The organism is Paramagnetospirillum magnetotacticum MS-1, from assembly GCF_000829825.1.
GTDB classification, from domain to species: Bacteria; Pseudomonadota; Alphaproteobacteria; order Rhodospirillales; family Magnetospirillaceae; genus Phaeospirillum; species Phaeospirillum magnetotacticum.
Window position 1 is genome coordinate 462,527 of sequence record NZ_JXSL01000020.1, and the last position, 24,101, is coordinate 486,627.

A 24,101-nucleotide genomic window follows, 5' to 3' on the forward strand; every position below is an offset into this window, starting at 1 on the left:
TTAAGCGGCCTTCCACGGGGCCTTGAGCTTGCCCCACACCGGGGCGTTGATGGCCATGTCCATGTCTCGCGCGAAGATGGCGAAGCCGTCATAGCCGTGATAGGGGCCCGAGTAGTCCCACGAGTGCATCTGGCGGAAGGGCACGCCCATCTTCTGGGTCGAGTACTTCTCCTTGATGCCCGAACCGACCAGGTCGGGACGGAGCTGCTCGATGAACTTCTCCAACTCGAACTCGCTGACATCGTCATAAATCAGCGTGCCTTCCTTGAGGTAGGTGGCGGTGCGCTGATAGTCGTCGTTGTGAGCGAACTCGTAGCCCGAGCCCACGATCTTCATGCCCAGGTCTTCATAGGCGGTGGCGGTGTGACGGGGGCGCAGGCCGCCGACATACAGCATGACCGTCTTGCCATCCAGCCGCGGCTTGAAGCGGGCGGTGACCGCATCCACCAGGGGCTGGTACTTGGCGATGACCTCTTCGGCCTTCTTCTGGATGGTCTCGTCGAAGGCGGCGGCGATCTTGCGGAGCGAAGCGGCGATCTGGGTCGGACCGAAGAAGTTGTATTCGATCCAGGGCATGCCGTACTTCTCTTCCATGTGACGGCAGATGTAGTTCATCGACCGGTAGCAGTGGATGAGGTTCAGCTTGGCCTTGGGGGCGCGCTCGATCTCGGCCAGGGTGGCGTCGCCGGACCAGGAACCGATGACCCGAAGGCCGATCTCTTCCAGGAGCTTGCGGCTCGGCCAGGCATCGCCGCCGATATTGTAGTCGGCGATCAGGTTCACGTCGTAGGGGCCGGTGGCCCACTCTTCCTCGGTGCCCTTCTCGAAGACCCAATCCCGGATGGCGTCGTTGGCGATGTGGTGGCCCAGCGACTGGGACACGCCACGGAAGCCTTCGCAGCGGACCGGAACGACCTTCTTGCCGATGTCCTTGGCCTTCTTCTTGGCGACGGCTTCAATATCGTCGCCGATCAGGCCGATCGGGCACTCGGACAGCACCGAGATGCCGTTGTTCAGCGGGAACAGCTCGTCCAGCTCGTCGATCATGATTTCGAGGTTCTTGTCACCGCCGAAAACGATGTCGCGTTCCTGGAAATCGGAGGTCACCTGCATGGTGACGAAGCTGTCGATGCCAACGGTGCCGGTGAAGTAGTTGCGGCGCTGGGACCAGGAATACTGGCCGCAGCCGATGGGACCGTGGGAGATGTGGACCATGTCCTTGACCGGACCCCACACCACGCCCTTGGCACCGGCATAGGCGCAACCGCGAACGGTCATGACGCCGGGAACCGACTTGATGTTGGACTTCACGCCGCAGGTCGGGGTGCCGTTCTCTTCGGTCTTGACGGTGCCGAGGTGGCGGGCGCGCTTCTTGGCCGACTTTTCCGGGTACTGATCGAGGACTTCCTTGATCAGCGCCTCGTTGGCGGCGGTGTCGTTGGTGTAATCGAGGCTCATGCCCCTTCTCCTTCTCTAGAGCTTCCACTTTGCCCGCCCCATCCGCCGACCCGGAAAAACCGGGGCGGCGGGGGACAGGTTAGGCGCTGATGCCGATCAACCGGCGCTGCAGAGGGTCTTTTCCTTGGCCTCGAGCTCGGCCAGGGCCTGCTCGTCGGACTTCATGATGCCGAACTCGAGCAGCATGTCTTCCAGCTCTTCCATGGTGATGGGGGTCGGGATGGTGCCCTTGCCGCCATTGTTATGGATCTTGGTGGCCAGTTCGCGGTACTCGCCGGCCTGCTTGGAGTCGGGGGCGTACTGGATGACGGTCTGGCGACGCAGCTCAGCGTGCTGCACGCCGTTGTCACGCGGCACGAAGTGGATCATCTGGGTGTTCAGCTTGGCGGCCAGGGCTTCGGCCAGCTCCAGCTCGCGGTCGGTCTGACGCTCGTTGCAGATCAGGCCGCCGAGGCGGACGCCGCCCGAACCGGCATACTTCAGAATGCCCTTGGCGATGTTGTTGGCGGCGAACAGAGCCATCATCTCGCCGGACATGACGATGTAGATTTCCTGAGCCTTGTTCTCGCGGATCGGCATGGCGAAGCCGCCGCAGACCACGTCGCCCAGCACGTCGTAGGACACGTAGTCCACGTCGTCATAGGCGCCGTTCTCTTCCAGGAAGTTGATGGCGGTGATCACGCCACGGCCGGCGCAGCCGACGCCCGGCTCGGGACCACCGGACTCGGTGCACTTGATGCCCTTGTAGCCGATCTTCATCACGTCTTCGAGCTCGAGGTCTTCCACCGAACCGGCCTTGGCGGCCAGATGCAGCACGGTGTCCTGCAGCTTGGTGTTGAGGATCAGACGGGTGGAGTCGGCCTTGGGGTCGCAGCCGACGATGAGGATCTTCTGACCCATCTCGACGAGAGCGGCCAGGGTATTCTGCGAGGTGGTGGACTTACCGATACCGCCCTTGCCGTAGAAAGCGATCTGACGAACCATGGGAATTTCCTTTCAGGTTGGCCTTCAAAATTTGCTCGGCGAGGACTGGGCCACCGCCACGGCCTCCTCATCGCAATGGGCGTGCCAGTTTGGTGTGCGCCGCAGCGACAAAAAATAAATCAATAAAAACAATGCGCTGCCACGGTGTGTCGGAGGTGTGCCCGCTTTTTGGGCGTCTGTGCGGAATCCGACAAACCATCCAGGCAGTGTTGCAACCCCAACAGGATCAGGGTTTTTGGACCTTCTGTCGGGTTCGTGCCGATGGGTATGAGTCTTGCATAAGATCGTGCTGAACTGAGGGGACTCGAGTCGACACATGAACGACGCGCGCGCGCATAGCATCGGCCACAGCACCAATCTGGTCGGATTGTCCACCAATCTGCTGGGATCCGCCGCCTTTAACGAGGACCCGCGCGAGCTTCACATCTCGGGTGTCCGCGAGATGAACAAGCAGTTGTTCGAGATGCTGGGGCAGTCCGACGGCCTGATGGATGCGGGCGATGCCTTTTATAAGTACATGATGGCCATGTTCGGCATCGATCCCGAGCAGCAGGAGGAGCTCCAGGGCACGCGCCGACGCTACCGGTCGAGCTTTCTGCGGCTTCTGAAAGGCTGGGGCTATGATTCCAACGCCCCCGAGGGCGCCGTTCTGAAAGGTTGGGTGGAAAGCCGCTTCGGGCTGTTTCCCACCTTTCATAAGGAGATGATCACCCGCTTCTCGACCCAGGGCTGGGCGACCTATGTGGACGAGAAGATGTCGTCGCGTTTCCACAACAACTCCATCTACTGTCAGCTGGACATGCTCTATGAGTTCTGCCAGTGGGGTCTGGCCCGCCATGCCGCCCCCGGCAAGACCCATCTGACGCTCTATCGCGGCATCAACTCCTTCGACGAACATCAGGTCGTCGAACGGCTCGACCGCAAGACCGTGATCATGCGCCTCAACAACCTGGCGTCGTTCTCGTCGGACCGCGAGGTCGCCGATTGTTTCGGCGACACCATTCTGACGGCCCATGTGCCGGTGGTGAAGGTGCTGTTCTTCAATACGCTGCTGCCCGTTCATCCCCTTAAGGGAGAGGGCGAATATCTGGTGATCGGTGGCGATTACCGGGTCACCGCGTCTTACTTCTGATTGGATTTCCCATGCGATTACCGTTTCTCGACCGTTCCCCCACATCCGGCCCCAGCCTTGAGGAGCGCGCCTTGGGCGCCTATCTGGGTTTCGCCGTGGGCGACGCCCTGGGAGCCACGGTGGAGTTTCTCACCAAGGGCGAGATCCGCGAGAAATACGGCCTGCACCGCAAGATGATCGGCGGTGGCTGGCTCCATCTGGCGCCGGGGCAGGTGACCGATGACACGGAAATGAGCCTGTGCCTGGGCCGCTCCCTGATTGCCAAGGGCGGCCTCGACCTCACCAATGTCTGCGAGGAATTCGCCGCCTGGCTGAAGACCGGGCCGGTGGATGTTGGCAACACCTGCCGCCGGGGCATCCGCCGCTTCATCACCAACGGCACTTTGGACGGTGGTTATTGCGAGGGCGATGCCGGAAATGGCGCGGCCATGCGCAATCTGGCCACCGCCATCGCCACCCTCAACCATCCCGATCTGATGGAGGAGTGGACCGTGGCTCAAAGCCACATTACCCACAATCACCCACTCTCGGACGATGCCACCCTGGCCCTGGGTCGCATGACCCAGTCGCTGCTGCTGGGTCAAGGCATGAAGGCGGCCCGCGACGAGGCCAACGCCCTGGTGGAGAAGCATAAATGCTTCAAATTCGAGACCTTCCGGGGCCAATCCACCGCCTATATCGTCGATACCATGCAGACGGTGCTGCATTTCTATTTCCTCACGGATTCCTTCCGTAACTGCCTGATCGAGGTGGTGAACCAGGGCGGCGATGCCGATACGACCGGCGCCATCGCGGGCATGCTGGCCGGAGCCACCTATGGTGTGCGCGAAATTCCCTCCGCCTGGCTGGGCAAGCTGGACAAGACGGTGACGGACGAAATCCGCACCCAGGTCCCGGCGCTGCTGGCCCTGGCGGACAAGCTGAAGTGAAGGAGGGCCAGGCGATGGCGTTGATCGTTTTCTACGAAAAGCCGGGCTGCATGAACAACACCCGTCAAAAGCAGCTATTGTCCAAATCCGGACATGACGTGGTGGCGCTTGATATCCGCGCCCAGGGTTGGAGCCCGGAAACCCTGCGGCCGTTCTTCGAGGGATTGCCCGTGGCGCAGTGGTTCAACCGGGCCGCCCCCAGGGTCAAGTCGGGCGCCGTGGTGCCCGAGACCGTGGGCGCCGAGGAGGCCTTGGCCGAGATGTGCCTGGACCCGCTGCTGATCCGTCGCCCCTTGATGGAAAGCGGCGGCCGCCGGATGGCGGGATTCGACGAGACGCTGGTGAATGACTGGCTGGGTCTGGCCCCGGCGCCGGAACCCCTGACCGAGACCTGCCCGCGAAGCGATGGAATCTGCTCGGTGCCGGGGCATCATTCCGGCCAGCATTGACCCAAGCCGGGGCGCGGCGCTTTCAAATGAAAAGGGCGGGACCTGTGTCCCGCCCTTTCTTGTCCCTATTGGCGACTACACCGCCTTGACGCTGTTGAGGAAGGTGTCCACATGCTTGCCCAGGCTGGTGCCAGCTTCTTCCAATTCCTCGGCCACCTTGTACATGTTCGAGGCCATCTCGCCGGTCAAATGGGCGGCCGATGACACTTCCGAGATATTGCTGGTCACTTCGTGATTGCCGTTGGCGGCTTCCTGCACGTTGCGGACGATTTCCTGGGTGGCGGCATTCTGCTCTTCCACCGCCGCGGCGATGGATGACACCACTTCGTCCACGCGCCCGATGGCGGTGCCCACCGTCTTGATGGCGTTCACCGCGCTTTGAGTGGTGGCCTGGATGCCGCTGATCTGCTCGGCGATCTCGCTGGTGGCCTTGGCGGTCTGGGTGGCCAGATGCTTGACCTCGTTGGCCACCACGGCAAAGCCCTTGCCCGCCTCGCCCGCCCGGGCCGCCTCGATTGTGGCGTTCAGCGCCAAGAGATTGGTCTGGGAGGCGATGTCGTTGATCAGGCTGACGATCTCACCGATCTTGACGGCGGCGGCGGACAGGCCTTCGACGGTGGAATCGGCGGTGTGCACGCCGTCCACCGCTTCCTGAGTGATGCGGGTGGTGTCTTGCACCCGGCGGCTGATCTCGTGGGTGGAGGCGCCCAGTTCCTCGGCGGCACTGGCCACGGTCTGGATGTTGGCGGTGGCCTCCTCGGCGGCGGCCGCCACCGCCGCACTCTGGCGCGAGGTCTGCTCGGCGGCGGCGTGCAGGCTGGTGGAGGTGGAGTGCACGCTTTGCACCGTCGTATCCACTTTGGTGATCACGCGGCGGATCATCACGTCGAAATCGGCGGTCAGCAGTTCGCGTTTGCGGCCGCGGCCTACTTCGCGCTCCTGCTCGGCGCGGGCTTCGGCTTCCAGTTGTTCGGCGCGGATGAGGCCGTCCTTGAAGACCTGGACGGCGCGGGCCATTTCGCCGATCTCGTCCTTGTTCTCGGTTGCGGGAATGGCGACGCTCTTATTGCCAGCGGCCAGTTGGGACATGGTGTCGGTCATGGCCTGGACCGGCTTGACGATGCTTCCGGCTATCAGAAAGGCCAGCACCAATCCGACGGCAAAGGCGGTACAGGACAGGATCAGGCCGCTGATGGTGGCGCCTTTCAGGCTGCCGACGGTATCGGCCTCCATGGCATCAAGGGCGGCCATCTGGGAATTGCGGGTGTCCTCGGCCAGCTTGGCGATGTCGCGGGCTTCGTCGCGCATGACGTTGTTGATTAGATTATCGAGGGCCAGGGTGGCGGCGATGACCTGACCAAAAGTCTCCTTGTATGTCAGGGCCAGTTCCGAGGTTTCCTTGGCCAGGCGCTTGCGGGTGGGGTTGCGAAGGCGGTCCTCCAGCGGATGCATGGCGGTCATGAATCGATCCAGTTGCGCCTTGACGTCCTGGGCGCCCTTGTCGCTGGGCTGCATCAGGAAGCGCGCCACCTGAAGGCGGGTCGCCATCAAGGCCTGCTCCACCTGTCCGGTAATGGCGGCGGCCTCGAAATCGCCATCGGCCATGGCGGAATGGGCAATGCTGGCCAGATCCTCCGTGGCCTTCCTGCCCATTCCGGCCAGTTGCTGGTTGGCCAGTTTGTCGCGCAGGGTATAGGTCTCGACGACCTTCTCGAAATTGGCAGAATACCCCTCCAACTGGGCCCCGATCTTCTTCAGGTTCTCCAGACGGGTGGGGTCGATGGTTTCGGCGATGGCTTGGGGCAAGGTCTTGCGGATATTATCGAACAGCTCCCGCGCCTTGGTCGCGTAGACCGCCTCGCCCGTTTCCGAATAGACACGGGCGTTGCGCCTGGCCTCATTGAAGGTGCCGACCATGACCGCCACCCGGACGGCGTTGTCGCCGACCTTGGCGTACTTTACCACCTGATCGGTTCCGGTACTCAGCCCGCTGGCTCCGATGATGGCAACCACGGCCAATAGGGCCAGAACAAGGCCAAAGCCCAAAAAGATACGGGCCTTGACGGTGAAGCGGGAGAGGAATTGTTGAAAAGCCATGGGGAGTCGCGCCTTAATCGTAAACCATAGGAGATAAGGTCATAGGTATGTGTGTTGCGAGCGTAGTGTGTACCAGGATATTCATCGTTTGAAGATGTAAAAATTTGAATCTTTTTTGATATTTTGATCAATAGCGCAAAATAATGAAGGGGCGCCCCGCCGGGGACGCCCCTTCTCGATCTGCAGGCTTCCGCCACCTATCGCCGCAGATCGATCTCCACGCCCGGCTCGCCCGAGAATTCCACAAGGATATTCTCGTCGCGGACGATGTACTGACAGGCCAGCCGGTAGGGCGGGGGCATGTCATTGGTCTCGGTATTGTCCAACTGGGCCTTGGTCATCTTGCCGTTGACGGAGAGCGTCAGCTTTTCCTTGTCGGTCAGGTGGATGCCGTGGGGCGCGCGATCGTCAAGGATGGTCACCTTGATCAGGCACGAGCCGCATTCGCCGTCCTGGCACTGGCAGGGAATGGCGATATTGTTCTGCTTGGCCACGCCCAGCAGGGTTTTGTTGTCGCCGGCCACCGCATAAACGGTGACGTCCTTTTCCAAGGTCGGCGCGCTGAAGGTCACATTGGCCATATTTCATCCTCTCCAAGGGTGGGTGGCGGCTATTAAGCCGTCTTGGCGGCGGTCATCAGGGCGACGGCCTCGGCCAGCGGCATGGTGATGGGGGTGATGCCCTCGACTTCCAGGAACTTGAGCTCGTTACGGGTCAGCTCTTCGGGGACCACGGCATAGCGCGGTCCGCCGCAGCGTTTGGAAATCTGGCGGGCAAAGGTGCGCAAAATCTGGTCATAGAAGCGGCAGCCCAGGAAGACGAAGCCGCGGTTGGACCGGCGATCCTTGACCAGTTGGGGAATGGGGGTGCCGATATCGATATCGGTCAGCACCTCCACATAGTCGGAATCCGACACCAGCACATCGCCGGTGGGCTGGGCCGCGCCATGGGGCTTGTACAGGACGGTGCGCCAGCTCTCGGCCACATCCTCGGCGACGATGGCGCCGTCGGGAGAGACGGCACGGAACCAGACGCCGCCATCCAGGCGCCGGGCTTTGGAGCAGCCCTGGACGATGCCCCAGCTTTCGCGCCCGACGGCCTCGAAGGCGGCCTTCATGGCGCCGTCATACCAAGTGTCGACCACCATGGGCAGCTTGGGCAGTCCCGCCAGCCAGCGGTGAAGCGCATTGGGTTCCGGGATGGGCTGAAAGAACGCGGCCATCAGCTTGTCCAGGGTGACCCGGTGCTTGTGGGTCTCGATATACTGGGCGGAATGCCAGAGATTGTTCTTGATGCGCCCAGGCACGCCCACCTTGGACGCCAGCGCCAGGGACAGGGTCCGAGCCCCCACCGGCACGGGCGGCTCCGCCTCGATGGTCAGCACGTCAGGCCCCAGAAAGGGGATGAGATTGCCCGCGGCAATCTCCGCGCCGACACCGGCGAGCAGCGAAAGTGGGGAGTCGAGCATGGCCGCGTCCTCCTGCATGAAGCTCAGTCGTCGCCGCCGGAAAGCTTTCTCGCATCGACGGTGATGGGCAGCTTGGTATCGGGCGGCATGTCGGGCATGGCGAAGGTCCAGCCATTGGCGATCTTGATGGTGCCGCCCCAGATGCCTTCCTTTTCGGATTCGACGACCAGTTCCTCGAGATCCTTCTTAGGCACGTAGATCTCGTACTTTTCGCCGACCTTGCGCAGCATGACCTTCATGACGCCTTCCTCTCGTTTTCCTCAAGCAGCTTCAGTTCGTGGGCCCGCATGCCGACCAGCATTCGGGCCTCCACGAAGTCCACGGAGTAGACATAGAAGCGGTTGAGATAGGTCCCCACCTGGGAGACGTAACCCCATTCGCCCTTGCGGATCAGGAACTCACCGATCCGCGATCCCGGATAGGTGCCGTCATTACGGACGTCCTTGAGCGCCATGACCTTGTCGCCGCGCTCAAAGGCGGGTTGATCCCACAACTCGAAATGCGTTCCGTCGTTCATGGCGACCTCCTCTATGTCCCGCAGAGTCTCGGTGCCCCCGACTCTCGTCGTCCCATCGGGCGCCTGACGCCTTCGGGACGACGAGGGAATAAGGGTCAGCCCTGAACGATGCAGCCCTCGACCGGGCACACCGCCTGGCACTTGGGGGCGTCGCCGTCACACTCGGTGCAGCCCGAAGCCTTGATGGTGTAGACGTCGTTCTTGATGGAGATGGCGGCGTTGGGGCACTCGAACTCACAGGCGCCGCAGGTGGTGCATTCGGAAGCGATGATCTTGAGAGCCATGATGTTTTCTCCTCTTCTCCAAGTTTTTTCTGCCCCTCGCCGGGCGCGGCCCTCCGGCCGCTTGGCCGCCGCCTCAATGGCGGCTGATCGCGAAAGTGCGCCAGTTTGGCGCTCTCCGCCTCTAAGCAATATCGGCGGTTTCGGACACCTGACCGAAGCGCTGGGCGTACCATCCGGCCACCGCCGTTTCAATGTAGTCGAAGGGGTAGGTATCCACCGCTTCGATGCCGGCTTTTTTCAGGTCGTCCTTGGGGCAGCGGCCAATCTTGGCCACGAACACCGTGTCGATGCCTTCCAGCGCGGCCAGGACAACATCCAGCTTGTCGTCGTCGCCATAACCGCCCTGGCAGTAATTGTCGGCCTTGCGGTGGCCCGAGAAGCGCACGCCCTTGGCGTCCACCTCGAAAATCTGGAATTCCTTGGCATGGCCGAAATGCTGGTTGATGCGTCCGCCACCCTTGGTGCAGACGGCGACCAGCTTGGCCGGAGCCTCCACTTCGGCCACGGCTTCGGCCAGTTCGGCCTCGGCGCCTTCCAGGGCCTTGGCACGGTCGGCGCGCTCGCGCTCCACCACTTCGCGGTAGAGGCGCCGGGGCGCGGGATCATAGGCGGCGGCCACTTCCGGCAGCTTGTCCAGGGTGAAGTCCTGGGACAGATCCTCGCCCAGCATGCCCACCGCATCGGCGCGGCATTGGCGGCAATGGCGCATCAGATTGGCGCCGCCAGCCAGCTTGTCCTGAAGGTCCTTCAGTTCGGCGGGCTTGGGGCCGCGCTGACCATTGAGGCCGAAAGCGGTGCCGTGGGCGGCGTCGGAAATCAGCGGCATGACGTTGTGCAGGAAAGCACCGCGCGCCTTGATCTCCTTGTTCACCTCGATCAGGTGCTGGTCGTTGATGCCGGGGATCATCACCGAATTGATCTTGGTGAGGATGCCGCGCGAGGTCAGGCCTTCCAGGCCTTCCATCTGGCGTTCGTGCAGGATGCGGGCTGCCTCGACACCGGTGTAACGCTTGCCCTTGAAGTAGATCCAGGGATAGATCAGCGCGCCGATCTCGGGGTCCACCATGTTGATGGTGATGGTGACGTGGTCGATATTGTGTTCGGCCAGTTCGTCCAGATGGTCGGGCAGGGCCAGACCGTTGGTCGAGATGCAGTATTTCAGGTCGGGCAGCAGCTTGGACACTTCGCGGAAGGTGGCCGAGGTCTTCTTCCAGTCGAACATGGAATCACCGGGACCGGCGATGCCCAGGACCGAAAGCTGCGGCACCTTGACCGCCACCGCCGCCACCTTGCGCGCCGCCTGTTCGGGCGTCAGCTTCTCGCTGGTGACGCCGGGGCGCGATTCGTTGGCGCAGTCGTATTTCCGGTTGCAGTAATTGCACTGGATGTTACAGGCCGGGGCCACCGCCACATGCATGCGGGCGAAGTAGTGGTGGGCTTCCTCGGAGTAACAGGGGTGGTCCTTGACCTTGTCCCAGATATGCGCGGGCATGTCGCCCTGGCCCTTGTCGGACCCGCAAGAGCTGGACGAACAGCCGCCGGTGGGCGCGGCCGGGCTCGCGGCGGGGGCCATGGGCCCACGGGCGATGCTGGAGAGAGAGATGACGTTGCTGGACACCGGCGGCCTCCTCGTCAGGGGTTCTATGCCGGTGGTCTTTGCAATGACGATGCCAAGTGCTGCATCGCGAAAAATGGCGGAAATGCTTGGGTTTTGGCTTTGTCGCATCCCCGACAAAGGGGCGGGGATGCGACAATGTTCCGTGATTGTCATCCCGAGGTGTGAGCCGAGGGATCTCCGTTTGCTCTGCCGATGCCGACTTGGCGTCGTCATGCCAGGCGGAGATCCCTCGACTTCGCTCGGGACGACAGTGATGGTCTACCCCAGGATCTTCTTGGACAGCATCTCGTTGACCATGGCCGGGTTGGCCTTGCCCTGGGTCGCCTTCATCACCTGGCCGGTGAACCAGCCGAGCAGGGCGGTCTTGCCCTCCTTGACCTGGGCGACCTTGTCGGCATTGGCGCTGATCACCGCATCCACCGCCGCTTCGATGGCGCCGGTATCGGTAACCTGCTTCATGCCCTTTTCCTCGACGATGACCGAGGGCGCCTTGCCGGTTTCCACCATCAGGGCGAAGACGTCCTTGGCGAGGCGGCCCGACAGCGTGCCGTCCTTGATCAGGTCGATGAGAGCGCCCAGATCGGCGGCCGAAACGGGCGGGTTCTCGATGGTCTTGCCCGTGGCGTTGAGCGCGGCGAAGAAGTCGCCCATCACCCAGTTGCAGGCCATCTTGGAGTCGCGGCCCTTGGCCACGGTCTCGAAGAACTCGGCCGAGGCCTTTTCGGCGACCAGCACACCGGCGTCATAGGCGTTGAGGCCGTATTCCGCCATGAAGCGGGCCTTCTTCTCGTCGGGCAGTTCGGGCAGTCCGGCCTTGATGCCATCGACGAAGCTCTGCTCGATCACCAGGGGCAACAGGTCGGGATCGGGGAAATAGCGGTAGTCGTGGGCGTTCTCCTTGGACCGCATGGACCGCGTCTCGCCCTTGACCGAATCGAACAGCCGGGTTTCCTGCTTGATGGTGCCACCGGCCTCGTAGACGTCGATATGGCGCCTTGCCTCGAACTCGATGGCCTGCTGGACGAAGCGGATGGAGTTGACGTTCTTGATCTCGCAGCGGTCGCGCAGTTCGGTGGAGCCTACGGGCCGCACCGACACATTGGCGTCGCAGCGCATGGAACCTTCCTGCATGTTGCCGTCGCAGGTTTCCAGATAGCGCAGGATGGAGCGCAGCTTGGTGAGATAGAGACCGGCCTCTTCGGGGCTGCGCAGGTCGGGCTTGGAGACGATCTCCATCAGCGCCACGCCCGAGCGGTTCAAGTCGATGAACGACTTGGCCGGGTGCATGTCGTGGATGGACTTGCCCGCGTCCTGCTCCAGGTGCAGGCGCTCGATGCCCACGGTGCGCGTGCCGCCATCGGGCAGATCCAGGATCAGCTCGCCCTCGCCGACGATGGGCTGGTCGTACTGGCTGATCTGATAGCCCTGGGGCAGGTCGGCGTAGAAGTAGTTCTTGCGGGCGAACACGCTGGTCAGGTTGATGCGCGCTTTAAGGCCCAGCCCGGTGCGCACCGCCTGCTCGACGCAAATGCCATTGATCACCGGCAGCATGCCGGGAAAGCCCGCATCCACGAAGCTGACTTGGGTGTTGGGCTCGGCCCCGAACTCGGTAGCGGCGCCGGAAAACAGCTTGGCCTTGGAGATGACCTGGGCGTGAACCTCGAGACCGATGACGATCTCCCAATCGCCGGTGTCGCCCTGAATGATGTACGCCATGTCAGATACCCTCCGGCTTGGCGGTAAAGTTCGCGGCCGTTTCCATCACGCCCGCCACGCGGAACACCGTCTCTTCATCGAAGGGACGCCCGATCAGCTGCAGGCCCAGCGGCAGCCCGTCCTTGGACAGACCGGCGGGCAAGCTGAGGCCGGGCAGACCGGCCATGCTGGTGGGGATGGTGAAGACGTCGTTCAGCCACATGGTCACGGGATCGTCGGTGCCCTCGCCCTGGCCGAACGCCGCCGAGGGCGCGGTGGGGGTGAGGATGATGTCGACACTCTCGAAGGCCTTGCGGAAATCCTCGGCGATCAGACGGCGCACCTTCTGGGCCTTGGCGTAATAGGCGTCGTAATAGCCCGCCGACAGCACATAGGTGCCGATCAGGATGCGGCGGCGCACTTCCGCGCCGAAACCGGCGGCGCGGGTGTTCTTGTACATCTCGTCGAGCGTCTTGCCCGGCACCCGCAGGCCGAAGCGCAAGCCGTCATAGCGGGCCAGATTGGACGAGCACTCGGCGGGCGCGATGATGTAATAGGTGGGAAGGGCATATTTGGTGTGGGGCAGGCTGATCTCCACCGGAGTGGCGCCCGCCGCCTTGATCCATTCGATGCCCAGTTCCCACACCTTGGCCACTTCGTCCGACAGGCCGTCGGGGCGGTATTCCTTGGGGATACCCACCTTGAGCCCCCGGATGTCGCCGGTCAGCGCCTTTTCGAAATCCGGCACGGCCATGTTGACCGAGGTGGAATCCTTGGGGTCATGTCCGGCCATGGCGCCCAGCATGATGGCGCAGTCACGCACGGTGCGCGCCATGGGACCCGCCTGATCGAGCGACGAGGCAAAGGCCACGATGCCGAAGCGCGAGCAGCGGCCATAGGTGGGCTTGATGCCGGTGATGCCGCAGAAGGCGGCGGGCTGGCGGATGGAGCCGCCGGTATCGGTGCCCGTCGCGGCCATCACCATACGCGCCGCGACCGCAGCGGCCGACCCGCCCGAGGAGCCGCCGGGAACCAGCTTGGCCTTGGGGGCGCTCGTCTTCTTCCAGGGATTTTCCACCGCGCCGAAATAGCTGGTCTGATTGGACGAGCCCATGGCGAATTCGTCGAGGTTGAGCTTGCCCAAGGAAACGGCGCCAGCGGCCTTCAGCTTGCCCGAGACGGTGGATTCATAAGGCGGCTTGAAGCCTTCCAGGATGTGGCTGGCCGCCGTGGTCTGCACACCCTCGGTGCAAAACAGATCCTTGATGCCGATGGGCAGCCCGTCCATGGAGCCAGCCGTGCCCGCCTGACGGCGCGCATCGGACGCCTTGGCGGCATCGAGCGCTAGGTCCGGGGTCTCGACGATGAAGGCGTTGAGATGGCGCTGGGCCTCGGTCGCCTTGATGTGCGCGCTCGTCAACTCCACGGCGGTGAACGCGCCCTTGGCCAGCCCGTCGCGGGCCTCGGCCATGGTGAGGTCTGTCAGCTTGGTCATTATTCCACCACCTTCGGCACGGTGAAAAAGCCCTCGGCGGCTTCCGGCGCGTTGGCCAGCACCAGATCCGGGTAGCCGCCGTCATTGATCACGTCGGCCCGCATGGGCGCCGTGATATCGGCCACCGAGGTCATGGGCGCGACGCCATCGGTGTTCACCTCGGAGAGTTGCTCGACGAAGTGGAGGATGTTGGACAATTCGCCGGCGAGGTGGTCGAGTTCCTCGTCCTTGACTTCGATGCGCGCCAATTCGGCGATGGCGCGGACGGTGGCTTTGTCGAGCGACATGGGCCTGCAAAACTCCGGTAAATCTGGGTGGCCGGACGTTAGCATCCAGGCAACGACGGTGCAAGCCGTGCGGGCTTGATCTTTGCCAGCGCTGGGCGCATCAAGAATACATGCTGATTCGACGCCCTGCCGCCCCATGACCTCCATCGCCTATCACCTCCAACGCGCCCCCGTCGGTGTGGTCCTGGTGGACAGCCAGGGGCGGGTGAGCGCCTCCAATTCCCTGGCGCGCAGGCTGTTGGAGCCGGTGGGAGGAGCCATCATCGGAGCCGATCTCATGGCGCTGCATCCCGAATCGGCGCGGGCCAAGGTTCAGTGGTTGCTGGATTCCGCCCGTGCCCGGCCGGATGAACCGGCGGGTATGGCCATGACGCTGCCCTTCGGCACGCTGGTGGCCCGTGTGACCACGGTGGAGGGCGCCGATGGGCCCGGCTGGTGCCTGATCTTCCATCTGCCGGACGGCTTCAGCCTCAAGGAAGGCCAATCCGGCCCGGCCTCGGCCGATAGTCTGGTCAAGCTGCCGGTGGGCTCGGGCAGCGGACCGGCGCTGCTGGATGTGGCCTCGGTGGTGCATCTGGAGGCCGAGGGGCACTACACCCGCGTCCATACCGCCGACGGGGCGCATTTCTGCCGCCTTTCCCTGGCCCAGTTGCTGAAGCGCCTGGATCCCGCGGTGTTCCTTCAGGTTCACCGCCGCCATATCGTCAATCTGGTCCATGCCGAGGCCATTGACCGCAGCGATGGGCATTGGGCGCTGGTCATGGCCGCGCCCGGCCGTCCCCGCGTGCCGGTGGCCAGGGCGCGGGTGGAACTGGTGCGGCGGCGCCTCGCGGTGTAATACTGTTCATGCAGTCCATTCGACCGTTCGTGCAGAGCCTGCGCGCTTCGGGCAAGGCCGGTTGCCGCCAGTGTCGCCCGTCGCCATGGTGCTCCCGCACAAGGAGGCATCATGACCGCGACCACTCAGGCCGACCGCTATATCAGCTTTACCGGGATCGACTGCGACGGCAACGCCAAGATCGTGTTGGAGCGGGTGGTGGCCCTGGTGGCCTTGCCCGAACACGCCAACTGCTTCTGGGACCGCTTTTTGATCCGTCTGGCCGAGGCCGACAAGGTGGGGGCGCGCAAGGCGGACGAGCTTTGCCTGGCCTGTTCCAACACCTATTACATCGAAGAATTGTTCGAGGCAGCGGGGGACGAACTGGGGCTGGCGGCGCTCAGGCGGCTGGAAGACGAGTGCTGCTGAGCCTGCTTTAGTAGGGTATGGTGCGGTCCATGCCCATTCTCTCTCCCGTCGAACTCCTTGGTTCTCTCTCCCGCGACCAGCGTTTGCTGGGCCTCGATCTGGGGTCCAAGACCATCGGTCTGGCGCTTTCGGACGTCAGCCGCACCATCGCCACGCCATTCGACACCATCCGCCGCACCAAGTTCACCAAGGATGCCGAACAACTGCTGGCCATTGTCGATAAGCAGGATGTGGGCGGTCTGGTCCTCGGCCTGCCGGTGGAGATGGACGGGTTCGAAGGCCCGCGTTGCCAGTCGGTGCGCTCGTTTGCCGCCAATCTGGCCCGGCTGCGCGACATGCCCATCGCCTATTGGGACGAACGCCTGTCCACCTCCGCCGTGACCCGCACCTTGCTGGAGGCGGATTCATCGCGCAAACGCCGGGCCGAGGTGGTGGACAAGATGGCCGCCGCCTATATCCTGCAAGGGTTGCTGGATAACCGCAGCGGCTTCGCTTGACCAATGTCAGGTCGCCGGGCCGCGGCCCCGGCTAGGATGCCTCCCGTTCAATGGGGGGAACATCTGCCATGATTCGTCGTCTTGCCTTTGCCCTGTGCCTGATAGCGCTCCCCGTGACGGGCGCCGAGGTGATCTGTCCCGACCTGTCCACCGCTCAGCAGGTGGGCAATTGCGCCAGCGAGCAGGAGCTGAAATTCAGTTTCACCGGCTATTGCAGCGACAATCAGCGCCTCTATGACAAGGAGGACGGGTCCTGCCTTTCGCTGGAACACTATAAGAAGATCAAGGATGTGTCCTTGTGGGAAGCGGGCGAGTTTCAGGGTTATCTGCATTGCTCGCTGCCCGCCGAGACCATCCGGGCGTCAAAGCTCCATCATATGGGCGCGGTACGCATCGGCCCCATGACCCGTGTCGTGTGCAGCTACGACAATGGTCTGGATCTCACGTATCGCACCAAAGCGCCCTGTACCGTCGAGGGGAGCCGGGCGGTGTGCAAGGACTAGCGGCGGCTTTCGCGACTCCCGGGGCCCGGCTCGAGGTCGGGATAACAAGAATAATAGTATCGTCATCCCCGCGCAGGCGGGGATCCAGGGGGGCTCATCGCACCATATCCGCATACAGATCGTGCCACATGGGATTGTCCCGTTCGATCAGTGCCAATTTCCAGTCCCGTCGCCAGCGCTTGATCCGTTATTCGCGCACGATTGCGGATTCCATGGTTTCGTGGAACTCGATATAGACCAGGGTGTGGACGGCGTGGTCCCGAGAAAACCCTTCGACAGCACCGCTCTTATGTTGCCAGATTCGTTGCACAGGATCGCTGGTGACGCCCACATAGAGCGTTCCATTCCGTTGGCTGGCGAGGATGTAGACTGCTGGGCGCAATGGAACTGCGACTCCTGGGTCCCGGCTCAAGGCCGGGATGACGATATTCCTGCTACTCCACGAACTCGATCTTGCCGCTGGGCAGAAGATAGAGCACCAGGGCGCGGCCGCCCTTGACCGTGGGGCGGTGGGCCGAATTGGGGCCGTAGACGCACCAGCCGCGGCCCTTGCCGTCGAATTTGGCGGTCTCGTCCACCGGCATGACCAGACAGATTTCGCCGAGGGGATGGCGGTGCAGCGGGCCGACAATCTCGGTGAGGTCGACCACGTCCACCGATAGATCAAGCGTTTCTGGGCTGGCCTGGATCACCCGCCCGAAGCGGCGGCCCGGCCCGCCCTGGGTGCACATCCAGCCCGATTTGATGGCCGAGATACAGGCGAATTCCATGGCCATGACATCGGCGCCGGAGGCCGGAAAGCGCTGGTTGAGCGCATCGGCGAGGGCCCGGTCCACGGGTTTGCCCGCGATGAATTCGATGACCGGCTGCATCAGGGATGCGAATTGTTCCTGGGTCATCGTGGCTCTCCAAAGTCTAGGGGAGGCGGGGCTGAGCCAGTGATCTTAGCAGATGATCAGCCAAAGTGCAGGCCATCATGGCCTCGGCCACCGGCACGGCGCGGATGGCGACGCAAGGATCGTGGCGGCCCTTGGTGGAGACCTCCACATTATTGCCCTTGGCGTCGACGCTTTGCTTGGGCGTCAGGATGGAGGAGGTGGGCTTGACCGCCAGGCGCACCACCAAGTCCTGGCCGGTGGAAATGCCGCCCAGGATGCCGCCCGCATGGTTGGACAGGAATTTGACGCAACCGTCATTGCCCATGCGCATCTCGTCGGCGTTTTCCTCGCCCGACAGGGCGGCGGCGGCGAATCCGTCTCCGATCTCCACGCCCTTGACGGCGTTGATGCTCATCATGGCATGGGCCAGATCGGCGTCCAGCTTGTCATAGACCGGGGCGCCCAGGCCCACCGGCACGCCGGACGCCACCACCTCGACCACGCCGCCGATGGAGGAGCCCGATTTGCGGATGGTGTCGAGATAGTCTTCCCAGGCCTTGGCGGCCTTGGCATCGGGGCACCAGAAGGGGTTGTTGCTCAGTTCCGCCCAGTCCCAGGCGGCGCGGTCGATGGCATGCGGCCCCATTTGCACCATGGCGCCCTGAATGGAGAGGCCGGGCGCCAGGGCGTCCAGCACCTTGCGGGCGATGGCGCCTGCCGCGACCCGCATGGCGGTTTCCCGCGCCGATGAGCGTCCGCCGCCGCGATAGTCCCGGATGCCGTATTTCTGCTGATAGACCCAATCGGCATGGCCGGGACGATAGGTGTCCTTGATCTCGCCGTAATCCTTGGACCGCTGGTCGGTGTTTTCGATCAACAGGCCGATGGAGGTGCCGGTGGTCAGGCCCTCGAACACGCCGGACAGGATCTTCACCGCGTCGGGCTCGCGCCGCTGGGTGGTGAAGCGGTTCTGTCCGGGCTTGCGCTGGTCGAGGTAAAGCTGGATATCGGCTTCGGTCAACGGGATGCGCGCGGGCACCCCATCGACCACGCAGCCGATGGCCGGTCCATGGCTTTCGCCAAAGGTGGTGAAGCGGAACAGATGTCCAAATCCATTTCCGCTCACAGGCTTAGTCCTTGGCGACGGTGATGTCGGGGGCGTCCACCGCCTTCATGCCGACCACGTGGTAGCCGCAATCCACATGATGGGTTTCGCCCGACACGCCCGACGACAGGCCCGACAGCAGATAGAGGCCCGCGCCGCCGATGTCTTCCAGGGTGACGTTGCGCTTCAAGGGGCTGTTGTACTCGTTCCACTTGAGGATATAGCGGAAGTCGCCGATGCCCGAGGCCGCCAGGGTCTTGATGGGACCGGCCGACAGCGAGTTGACGCGGATGCCCTGGCCGCCGAGATCGACGGCGAGATAGCGCACGCTGGCTTCCAAAGCCGCCTTGCACACGCCCATGACGTTGTAATGGGGCATCACCCGCTCGGCGCCGTAATAGGTGAGCGTCAGCAGCGAACCGCCATCGGGCATCATGGCCGAGGCCCGGCGCGCCACCGAGGTGAACGAGAACACCGAGATGTGCATGGAGGTGAGGAAGTTTTGCAAGGACGTGTCGGCATAGCGACCGCGCAACTCGTTCTTATCGGAATAGCCGATGGCGTGGACCACGAAGTCCAGCTTGCCCCAGCGCTTTTCCAATTCGGCGAAGACGGCGTCGATGGACGCCTCGTCCGAGACGTCGCAGGGCAGAACGATGTCGGAGCCGACGCTTTGCGCCAGAGGACGGACCCGCTTTTCCAAAGCCTCGCCCTGATAGGTAAAGGCCAGTTCGGCACCTTGGGCGCGGGCCGCCTGCGCGATGCCCCAGGCGATGGAGCGATCATTGGCGACGCCCATGACAAGGCCCTTCTTGCCAGCCATCAGGGGAGCGGGAGAAGTCATGCGGTCCTCGTTTCTCAGGTAGAACGGATCAGTGGCGCCGAAACGGGCCACGGCTCCCCTACATACACGAAACAGGCCAAGGGGCAAAGGCTATCCCAGAATTTCGCCCAGTTCAGATTTCTTCGCCCTTTCCCGCTCGAAGCTGCTGAGTTCCGAACCCAGCGCATCGCGGATGGAGATCATGCCCACCGGAATGGCATGATCCACCACGGGGATATGGCGGAACCCGTTGTCATGCATCAGGTGCAGCGCATGGCCCAACTTGCGGTCGGCGGTGATGGTCACGGGATTGGCGGTCATTACCAGGGCCAGGGTGGTGGTATCGGGATTGACGCCCTCGGCCAGGACCCGAAATAGACAGTCGCGCTCGGTGAAGATCCCCTGAAGCCTGCCTTGGTGGTCGGTGACCATGACAGCTCCGACCCGGCGTGCTTTCATCTGGCGGGCGGCCTCGCGCACCGTGGTGCCGGCTGGCATGGCCAGAACCGTCTGGTCGCGAATGACGTCCCTGATCAAACGAACCGGCATGTGGGCCTCCCTGATCTTCGGGGATGCCATCACTATGAACCTGTACGGAAGTTTGGGCAATCGGCACGAAAAAGGGCGCGGCCCTGGAAGGTCGCGCCCTTTCGCGTCAAAATCCCGAAAGGCTTAGAGGGCCTTGAGATTGACCGCGGAGCTCTTGCCCTTGCGGGGGTCGCGCTCGGTCTCGAAGGACAGCTTCTGGCCTTCCTTCAGGTTGCCGATGCCAGCGCGCTCGACGGCGGAGATGTGAACGAAGATGTCGGCCGAGCCGTCCTCGGGCTGGATAAAGCCATAACCCTTGGTAGCATTGAACCACTTAACGGTGCCGTTCGGCATGGGAACCTCCAAATAACTAGTAGTACCCCGCATGCTCTCATGCGGGGGGGCCTATCGTTCGACCAGCGATGACACCTGAAGCGGCGCCGGATTCCCTTACGGTGAATCTGCGGCAGGTAGAAAGACGTGTGGCAGCATGGACCGCCCGGCGGCGGAATACAAGGTGAAAGCGGAATCGCGGGCGAAATTAGCGCCGGTCGATGGCCTGATAACTTCTGCCCACCCGCTGCAGCGCCTGTGTGGGGGTGAGGATGGTGGCCCAGCCGTCGATGCGCTCGGAGGTGACGAAGACGCTGTCGGAATCGGCGAAGCCCCAGCCAATGGGGGTCCATCCCCTGGTCGTCCATCCCGCCACCAGCAGCGGCTGGCCCTTGGCCGAAGTCCAGGCCGGAGAATCGATCAAGATGAACAGTTCCGCCTGGCCGTCCTCATTGAGGTCGATACGCCCGGCGCGGACCTGATCGCGGAAAAAGCCATGGGTTCCGCCCGCATTGTAATAGGCCTTCCACTGGGTGCGCAGCAGCAGGTCGATATCGGGCGTCTCGCCCTCGGGCAGGGGCTGCAACGCAACCTGCGCCATCAGGCGGCCGAAATCCTGGGCCGTGGCGCCAAGGGGCAAGAGCAGCAGGGTGAGAAGGGCGAGAATGATGCGCATGGTCGCTTTCCTGGGACGGGGGAACATTACGGGGCGGGGGTGGGAACGTCAATGCTGCGACGCAAACACACTAAAACAAGTGTATATAATATATTCATGGCAATATTTTTGTGTTGAATTCGTTCATCCGCTGCTGTATGACGGTATTCGAAATGTGAAATTGAGCCGCGAGGACCCCGAGATGAGCTTTTCAGAGATTGGCCTGATCGAGTTGGACCCCAGCCAGGTAAAGGCTTTGCTGGATAGCGGCGAGGCGGTTCTGGTCGATGTGCGCGAAGACGATGAATTCGCCGAGGAGCATATCGAGGGCTCGGTTCTCTACCCCATGAGTGATTTCGAGATCGAGACCTGGCCCAATTTTCCCGACCGCAAGATCGTCATTTCCTGCCTGGGTGGTGTCCGTTCGGCCGCCGTGGCGCGCAAGCTGATTTCGGCGGGCCAGGGCTGGGCAGTCCATCTGAAGGGTGGTCTCAACGCCTGGCGCGATGCGGGCCTGCCCACGGTGACGGGCGTCTGACTTTTACTTTCCTCTCGATACCCCACCTTGAAGGGCGGCTGCTGGACGTAGCCGCCCTTTTTCTCTTTAATCCAGGGGCAGTGGAATAGAGAGAGACATTATGCGCCGCATCGGTCGAGTCCTGGTCGCCTTTCTGGCCGTTTCCGGCTTCGTCTTCCTGGGGCTGATGGGCCTGGGGATCTGGGCGGGCATCCATATGGCCGAGGGTGACGGCAAGGAGGTGCCCGAGCGGGTGGTGCTGACTCTCGACCTGGACGCGCCCTTCCGTGACACGGGGGAGGCCAATCCCCTGGCCCAGTTGTCGGGCGAACGCTCCTATGGTCTGCGCCAGACGGTGGAGGCCCTGGACCGCGCCGCCTTGGACAGCCGGGTGACCGGCCTGTTCGCCACAATGGGCCATTCCAGCCTGGGCCTGGCCGGGCGCCAGGATCTGCGCGACGCGGTGATCCGTTTTCGGGCCTCGGGAAAATCGGCGGTGCTGTTCGCTGAGACCATGGGCGAGGGTGGTTCGGGGACTCTGGATTACTATCTGGCCGCCGCCTTTTCCCAGGTCTGGCTGCAGCCCTCGGGCGATGTGGGGCTGACTGGATTATGGGTAGAAAGCCCGTTCATCAAGGGCACGCTCGACCTGCTGGGCATGAAGGCTCAGTTCTCCGGCCGCCATGAATACAAATCGGCCATCGACATGTTCACCGAGACCGGATTCACCCCGGCTCACCGCGAGAATCTGGGGCGTCTGCTGGATTCCTGGTCCGAGCAGATCATTTCCGGCATCGCCGCCAATCGCGGCTTGCCCGAGGACAGGGTGCGCGATCTGATGGGCAAGGGGCCCTTCCTGGCCTCCGAAGCCTTGAACGCCAAACTGGTGGACAAGGTCGGTTATCGCGACCAGGCCTGGGAGATCGTGGCGGGCATCGGCACGGACAAGGCCGAGGACATGGATCTGGCCGATTATGCCGGTCATCTGGACAAGGCGCGCGGCGGCGCCAAGATCGCGCTGATTTCCGGCATCGGAGCCATTCATCGTGGCGAGTCCCGCCACGGACTGGACGGCGACGGTGATTTCGGGGCCCAGACCGTGGCCGAGGCCTTCCGCGATGCGGTGGACGACGACAAGGTCAAGGCCATCTTGTTCCGGGTCGACAGCCCAGGCGGCTCCTACACCGCCTCGGATACCGTTCATCACGAGGTGGCGCGCGCCCGCGCGGCGGGTAAGCCCGTGGTGGTCTCCATGGGCAATTACGCCGCTTCGGGGGGCTATTTCGTCGCAATGGGCGCCGACCGCATCATCGCCGCGCCGGGAACCATCACCGGTTCCATCGGCGTGTTCACCGGCAAGGTGGTGCTGGAAGACTTCTGGAAGAAGCTGGGGATCAGTTGGGACCAGATGCAGCGGGGCGACAATGCCGGTATCTGGAGCGCCAACCAGCCTTTCACCCCTCAGGCCAAGGCCCGTATCGACGCATTGCTCGACCACATCTATGCCGATTTCACCGGCAAGGCCTCCCAGGCCCGAAACCTCGACGCCGCCCGCATGGACAAGCTGGCGCGCGGGCGGGTCTGGACGGGGGCCGATGCCAAGGAATCCGGTCTGGTGGACGGTTTGGGCGGCTGGACCGAGGCCTTGGCCCAGTTGCGGCAGGTCGCCGGGCTCAAGGCCGACGAGCCGCTCTCCCTGGTGGAGTTCCCCCGCCCGCGCAAGCCGTGGGAAGTTCTGGCCGAAAGCCTGGGCGGCGGCGGGGTGGCCGAGCGGCGCATCCTGTCCCGCATCGAGCCCCTGCTGAATGTGCTGTCCCCCGTGCCAGGCGCCCAGTTGCGCGCCCCCGATCTGAGGGGGCCACGATGAGCGACGTCAAAACCGTCGTCGTCACCGGCGCGTCGCGCGGCATCGGCCACGCCATCGCCCGGCGCTTTCTGGCCGAGGGCTGGCGGGTTATCACCTGCGCCAGGGCCGATGTGCCCAAGGAGTGCATGATCGACCGCAATTGGGCCTGCCATATCGTCGCCGATCTGGCCGAACCCGCCTCGGCTCAGGATTTCGTCGCCAAGGCCAATGCCTGGCTGGGGTCGGAGCCACTGCACGCCCTGGTCAACAATGCCGGTGTCAGTCCCAAGACCCCTTACAAGGAGCGGTTGGGCGTGCTGAACGGTTCCATCGACGGCTGGAAGGATGTTTTCGAGCTGAACTTCTTCGCGCCGCTGCGCCTGGCCCGTGGATTTGCCAGCGCCCTGCATCGCGGCAAGGGTGCCATCGTCAACATCACCTCCATCGCTGGACATTATGTCCATCCCTTCGCGGGATCGGCCTATTCCACCTCCAAGGCGGCGCTGTCGGGTCTGACCCGCGAAATGGCCGCCGAGATGGCGCAACTGGGAGTGAGGGTCAATGCCGTGGCGCCCGGAGAAATCCGCACCGAGATGATTTCGGCCGAATATGAGGCCTTGGTGCCGCGCATTCCGCTCGAGCGCATGGGCACCACCGAGGATGTGGCCGGAACCGTATTCCGTCTGTGCGGACCCGACTTCGCCTATGTGACCGGCACCGAGGTGTTCGTCACCGGCGGCCAGCATCTTTATTGATG

At 63.2% G+C, this 24,101-nt stretch carries 29 protein-coding genes; 10 read left to right on the plus strand and 19 right to left on the minus strand.

Annotated elements, in window-relative coordinates:
• A complete protein-coding gene (gene nifD, locus CCC_RS04645; protein ID WP_009869030.1) occupies positions 1-1,458 on the minus strand; it encodes a nitrogenase molybdenum-iron protein alpha chain in 1,458 nt (485 codons plus the stop codon).
• A 96-nt stretch (positions 1,459-1,554) separates the two neighbouring features.
• Positions 1,555-2,448 (minus strand): nitrogenase iron protein, encoded by an 894-nt coding sequence (nifH, locus tag CCC_RS04650; RefSeq protein ID WP_152619694.1) that lies wholly within the window; start codon positions 2,446-2,448, stop codon positions 1,555-1,557.
• Positions 2,449-2,758: 310 nt separating this feature from the next.
• Here nifH and CCC_RS04655 point away from each other — a divergent pair, with 310 nt between their 5' ends.
• Genes CCC_RS04655 through CCC_RS04665 form a run of 3 tightly spaced genes read left to right on the plus strand, consistent with a single transcriptional unit; the run spans position 2,759 to position 4,952 of the window.
• Positions 2,759-3,574, plus strand: coding sequence for an NAD(+)--dinitrogen-reductase ADP-D-ribosyltransferase (locus CCC_RS04655; protein ID WP_009869033.1), 816 nt, complete (start codon positions 2,759-2,761; stop codon positions 3,572-3,574).
• Positions 3,575-3,585: 11 nt separating this feature from the next.
• On the plus strand, positions 3,586-4,503 hold the full coding sequence (draG, locus tag CCC_RS04660; RefSeq protein ID WP_041039947.1) for an ADP-ribosyl-[dinitrogen reductase] hydrolase: 918 nt from the start codon (positions 3,586-3,588) through the stop codon (positions 4,501-4,503).
• A 14-nt stretch (positions 4,504-4,517) separates the two neighbouring features.
• On the plus strand, positions 4,518-4,952 hold the full coding sequence (locus CCC_RS04665; protein WP_041039949.1) for a thioredoxin domain-containing protein: 435 nt from the start codon (positions 4,518-4,520) through the stop codon (positions 4,950-4,952).
• A gap of 75 nt (positions 4,953-5,027) precedes the next feature.
• Here the strand turns inward: CCC_RS04665 and CCC_RS22720 are convergent, their stop codons facing one another.
• The 10 genes from CCC_RS22720 to gatC form a co-directional block, all read right to left on the minus strand.
• Positions 5,028-7,049 carry a methyl-accepting chemotaxis protein gene (locus tag CCC_RS22720; protein WP_152619695.1) on the minus strand — a complete coding sequence of 674 codons (2,022 nt, stop codon included), beginning with the start codon at positions 7,047-7,049 and terminating at the stop codon, positions 5,028-5,030.
• Between the two features lie 197 nt (positions 7,050-7,246).
• Entirely contained in the window at positions 7,247-7,630 is a 384-nt protein-coding gene (locus CCC_RS04675) for a 2Fe-2S iron-sulfur cluster-binding protein (protein ID WP_009869037.1), read from the minus strand.
• Between the two features lie 32 nt (positions 7,631-7,662).
• The gene (locus tag CCC_RS04680; RefSeq protein ID WP_041040114.1) at positions 7,663-8,517 is read right to left on the minus strand and encodes an SIR2 family NAD-dependent protein deacylase; all 855 of its coding nucleotides are present in this window, start codon (positions 8,515-8,517) and stop codon (positions 7,663-7,665) included.
• A 23-nt stretch (positions 8,518-8,540) separates the two neighbouring features.
• Positions 8,541-8,756: a putative nitrogen fixation protein NifT gene (gene nifT / locus CCC_RS04685; protein ID WP_009869039.1), complete on the minus strand. Its 216-nt coding sequence runs from the start codon at positions 8,754-8,756 to the stop codon at positions 8,541-8,543.
• Entirely contained in the window at positions 8,753-9,034 is a 282-nt protein-coding gene (locus tag CCC_RS04690; RefSeq protein WP_009869040.1) for a nitrogen fixation protein NifZ, read from the minus strand. Before CCC_RS04690 ends, nifT begins: the two co-directional genes overlap by 4 nt.
• A gap of 95 nt (positions 9,035-9,129) precedes the next feature.
• A complete protein-coding gene (locus tag CCC_RS23015) occupies positions 9,130-9,510 on the minus strand; it encodes a 4Fe-4S binding protein (protein ID WP_407668820.1) in 381 nt (126 codons plus the stop codon).
• Positions 9,440-10,936, minus strand: a complete 1,497-nt coding sequence (nifB, locus tag CCC_RS04700) for a nitrogenase cofactor biosynthesis protein NifB (protein WP_009869041.1) — start codon at positions 10,934-10,936, stop codon at positions 9,440-9,442. The genes CCC_RS23015 and nifB overlap by 71 nt, the downstream gene beginning before the upstream one ends.
• 258 nt (positions 10,937-11,194) lie before the next feature.
• Positions 11,195-12,652 carry an Asp-tRNA(Asn)/Glu-tRNA(Gln) amidotransferase subunit GatB gene (gene gatB / locus CCC_RS04705; RefSeq protein WP_009869042.1) on the minus strand — a complete coding sequence of 486 codons (1,458 nt, stop codon included), beginning with the start codon at positions 12,650-12,652 and terminating at the stop codon, positions 11,195-11,197.
• Position 12,653: 1 nt separating this feature from the next.
• Positions 12,654-14,126 (minus strand): Asp-tRNA(Asn)/Glu-tRNA(Gln) amidotransferase subunit GatA, encoded by a 1,473-nt coding sequence (gene gatA / locus CCC_RS04710; RefSeq protein WP_009869043.1) that lies wholly within the window; start codon positions 14,124-14,126, stop codon positions 12,654-12,656.
• Positions 14,126-14,413 carry an Asp-tRNA(Asn)/Glu-tRNA(Gln) amidotransferase subunit GatC gene (gene gatC, locus CCC_RS04715; protein WP_009869044.1) on the minus strand — a complete coding sequence of 96 codons (288 nt, stop codon included), beginning with the start codon at positions 14,411-14,413 and terminating at the stop codon, positions 14,126-14,128. The genes gatA and gatC overlap by 1 nt, the downstream gene beginning before the upstream one ends.
• 136 nt (positions 14,414-14,549) lie before the next feature.
• Between gatC and CCC_RS04720 the strand changes: the two genes are divergently transcribed.
• The 4 genes from CCC_RS04720 to CCC_RS04735 all read left to right on the plus strand — a co-directional run bounded on the left by CCC_RS04720 (position 14,550) and on the right by CCC_RS04735 (position 16,659).
• Positions 14,550-15,251, plus strand: a complete 702-nt coding sequence (locus CCC_RS04720; protein WP_052472935.1) for a LytTR family DNA-binding domain-containing protein — start codon at positions 14,550-14,552, stop codon at positions 15,249-15,251.
• Positions 15,252-15,362: 111 nt separating this feature from the next.
• A complete protein-coding gene (gene cowN, locus CCC_RS04725) occupies positions 15,363-15,659 on the plus strand; it encodes a N(2)-fixation sustaining protein CowN (RefSeq protein WP_009870114.1) in 297 nt (98 codons plus the stop codon).
• Positions 15,660-15,688: 29 nt separating this feature from the next.
• Positions 15,689-16,156 (plus strand): Holliday junction resolvase RuvX, encoded by a 468-nt coding sequence (gene ruvX, locus CCC_RS04730; protein WP_041040118.1) that lies wholly within the window; start codon positions 15,689-15,691, stop codon positions 16,154-16,156.
• A gap of 68 nt (positions 16,157-16,224) precedes the next feature.
• On the plus strand, positions 16,225-16,659 hold the full coding sequence (locus CCC_RS04735; RefSeq protein ID WP_052472936.1) for a hypothetical protein: 435 nt from the start codon (positions 16,225-16,227) through the stop codon (positions 16,657-16,659).
• Positions 16,660-16,846: 187 nt separating this feature from the next.
• Here the strand turns inward: CCC_RS04735 and CCC_RS22725 are convergent, their stop codons facing one another.
• The 7 genes from CCC_RS22725 to CCC_RS04770 form a co-directional block, all read right to left on the minus strand.
• Positions 16,847-17,071: a GIY-YIG nuclease family protein gene (locus tag CCC_RS22725; protein ID WP_322097117.1), complete on the minus strand. Its 225-nt coding sequence runs from the start codon at positions 17,069-17,071 to the stop codon at positions 16,847-16,849.
• 22 nt (positions 17,072-17,093) lie between these two features.
• The gene (locus CCC_RS04745) at positions 17,094-17,558 is read right to left on the minus strand and encodes a 4-hydroxylaminobenzoate lyase (RefSeq protein WP_009870111.1); all 465 of its coding nucleotides are present in this window, start codon (positions 17,556-17,558) and stop codon (positions 17,094-17,096) included.
• 16 nt (positions 17,559-17,574) lie between these two features.
• Positions 17,575-18,663 carry a chorismate synthase gene (gene aroC / locus CCC_RS04750; protein ID WP_009870110.1) on the minus strand — a complete coding sequence of 363 codons (1,089 nt, stop codon included), beginning with the start codon at positions 18,661-18,663 and terminating at the stop codon, positions 17,575-17,577.
• A gap of 4 nt (positions 18,664-18,667) precedes the next feature.
• The gene (fabI, locus tag CCC_RS04755) at positions 18,668-19,486 is read right to left on the minus strand and encodes an enoyl-ACP reductase FabI (protein WP_008621993.1); all 819 of its coding nucleotides are present in this window, start codon (positions 19,484-19,486) and stop codon (positions 18,668-18,670) included.
• A gap of 90 nt (positions 19,487-19,576) precedes the next feature.
• Positions 19,577-20,014 carry a CBS domain-containing protein gene (locus CCC_RS04760; RefSeq protein ID WP_041039954.1) on the minus strand — a complete coding sequence of 146 codons (438 nt, stop codon included), beginning with the start codon at positions 20,012-20,014 and terminating at the stop codon, positions 19,577-19,579.
• Positions 20,015-20,137: 123 nt separating this feature from the next.
• Positions 20,138-20,347 carry a cold-shock protein gene (locus CCC_RS04765; RefSeq protein ID WP_008621996.1) on the minus strand — a complete coding sequence of 70 codons (210 nt, stop codon included), beginning with the start codon at positions 20,345-20,347 and terminating at the stop codon, positions 20,138-20,140.
• Between the two features lie 187 nt (positions 20,348-20,534).
• The gene (locus CCC_RS04770; RefSeq protein ID WP_009870107.1) at positions 20,535-21,002 is read right to left on the minus strand and encodes a hypothetical protein; all 468 of its coding nucleotides are present in this window, start codon (positions 21,000-21,002) and stop codon (positions 20,535-20,537) included.
• A gap of 160 nt (positions 21,003-21,162) precedes the next feature.
• Between CCC_RS04770 and CCC_RS04775 the strand changes: the two genes are divergently transcribed.
• The 3 genes from CCC_RS04775 to CCC_RS04785 all read left to right on the plus strand — a co-directional run bounded on the left by CCC_RS04775 (position 21,163) and on the right by CCC_RS04785 (position 24,099).
• Positions 21,163-21,519, plus strand: a complete 357-nt coding sequence (locus CCC_RS04775) for a rhodanese-like domain-containing protein (RefSeq protein WP_236686305.1) — start codon at positions 21,163-21,165, stop codon at positions 21,517-21,519.
• A 100-nt stretch (positions 21,520-21,619) separates the two neighbouring features.
• A complete protein-coding gene (sppA, locus tag CCC_RS04780) occupies positions 21,620-23,365 on the plus strand; it encodes a signal peptide peptidase SppA (RefSeq protein WP_041039957.1) in 1,746 nt (581 codons plus the stop codon).
• Positions 23,362-24,099: an SDR family NAD(P)-dependent oxidoreductase gene (locus CCC_RS04785; RefSeq protein ID WP_009870105.1), complete on the plus strand. Its 738-nt coding sequence runs from the start codon at positions 23,362-23,364 to the stop codon at positions 24,097-24,099. Before sppA ends, CCC_RS04785 begins: the two co-directional genes overlap by 4 nt.
• The last annotated feature ends 2 nt before the right edge of the window (positions 24,100-24,101 follow it).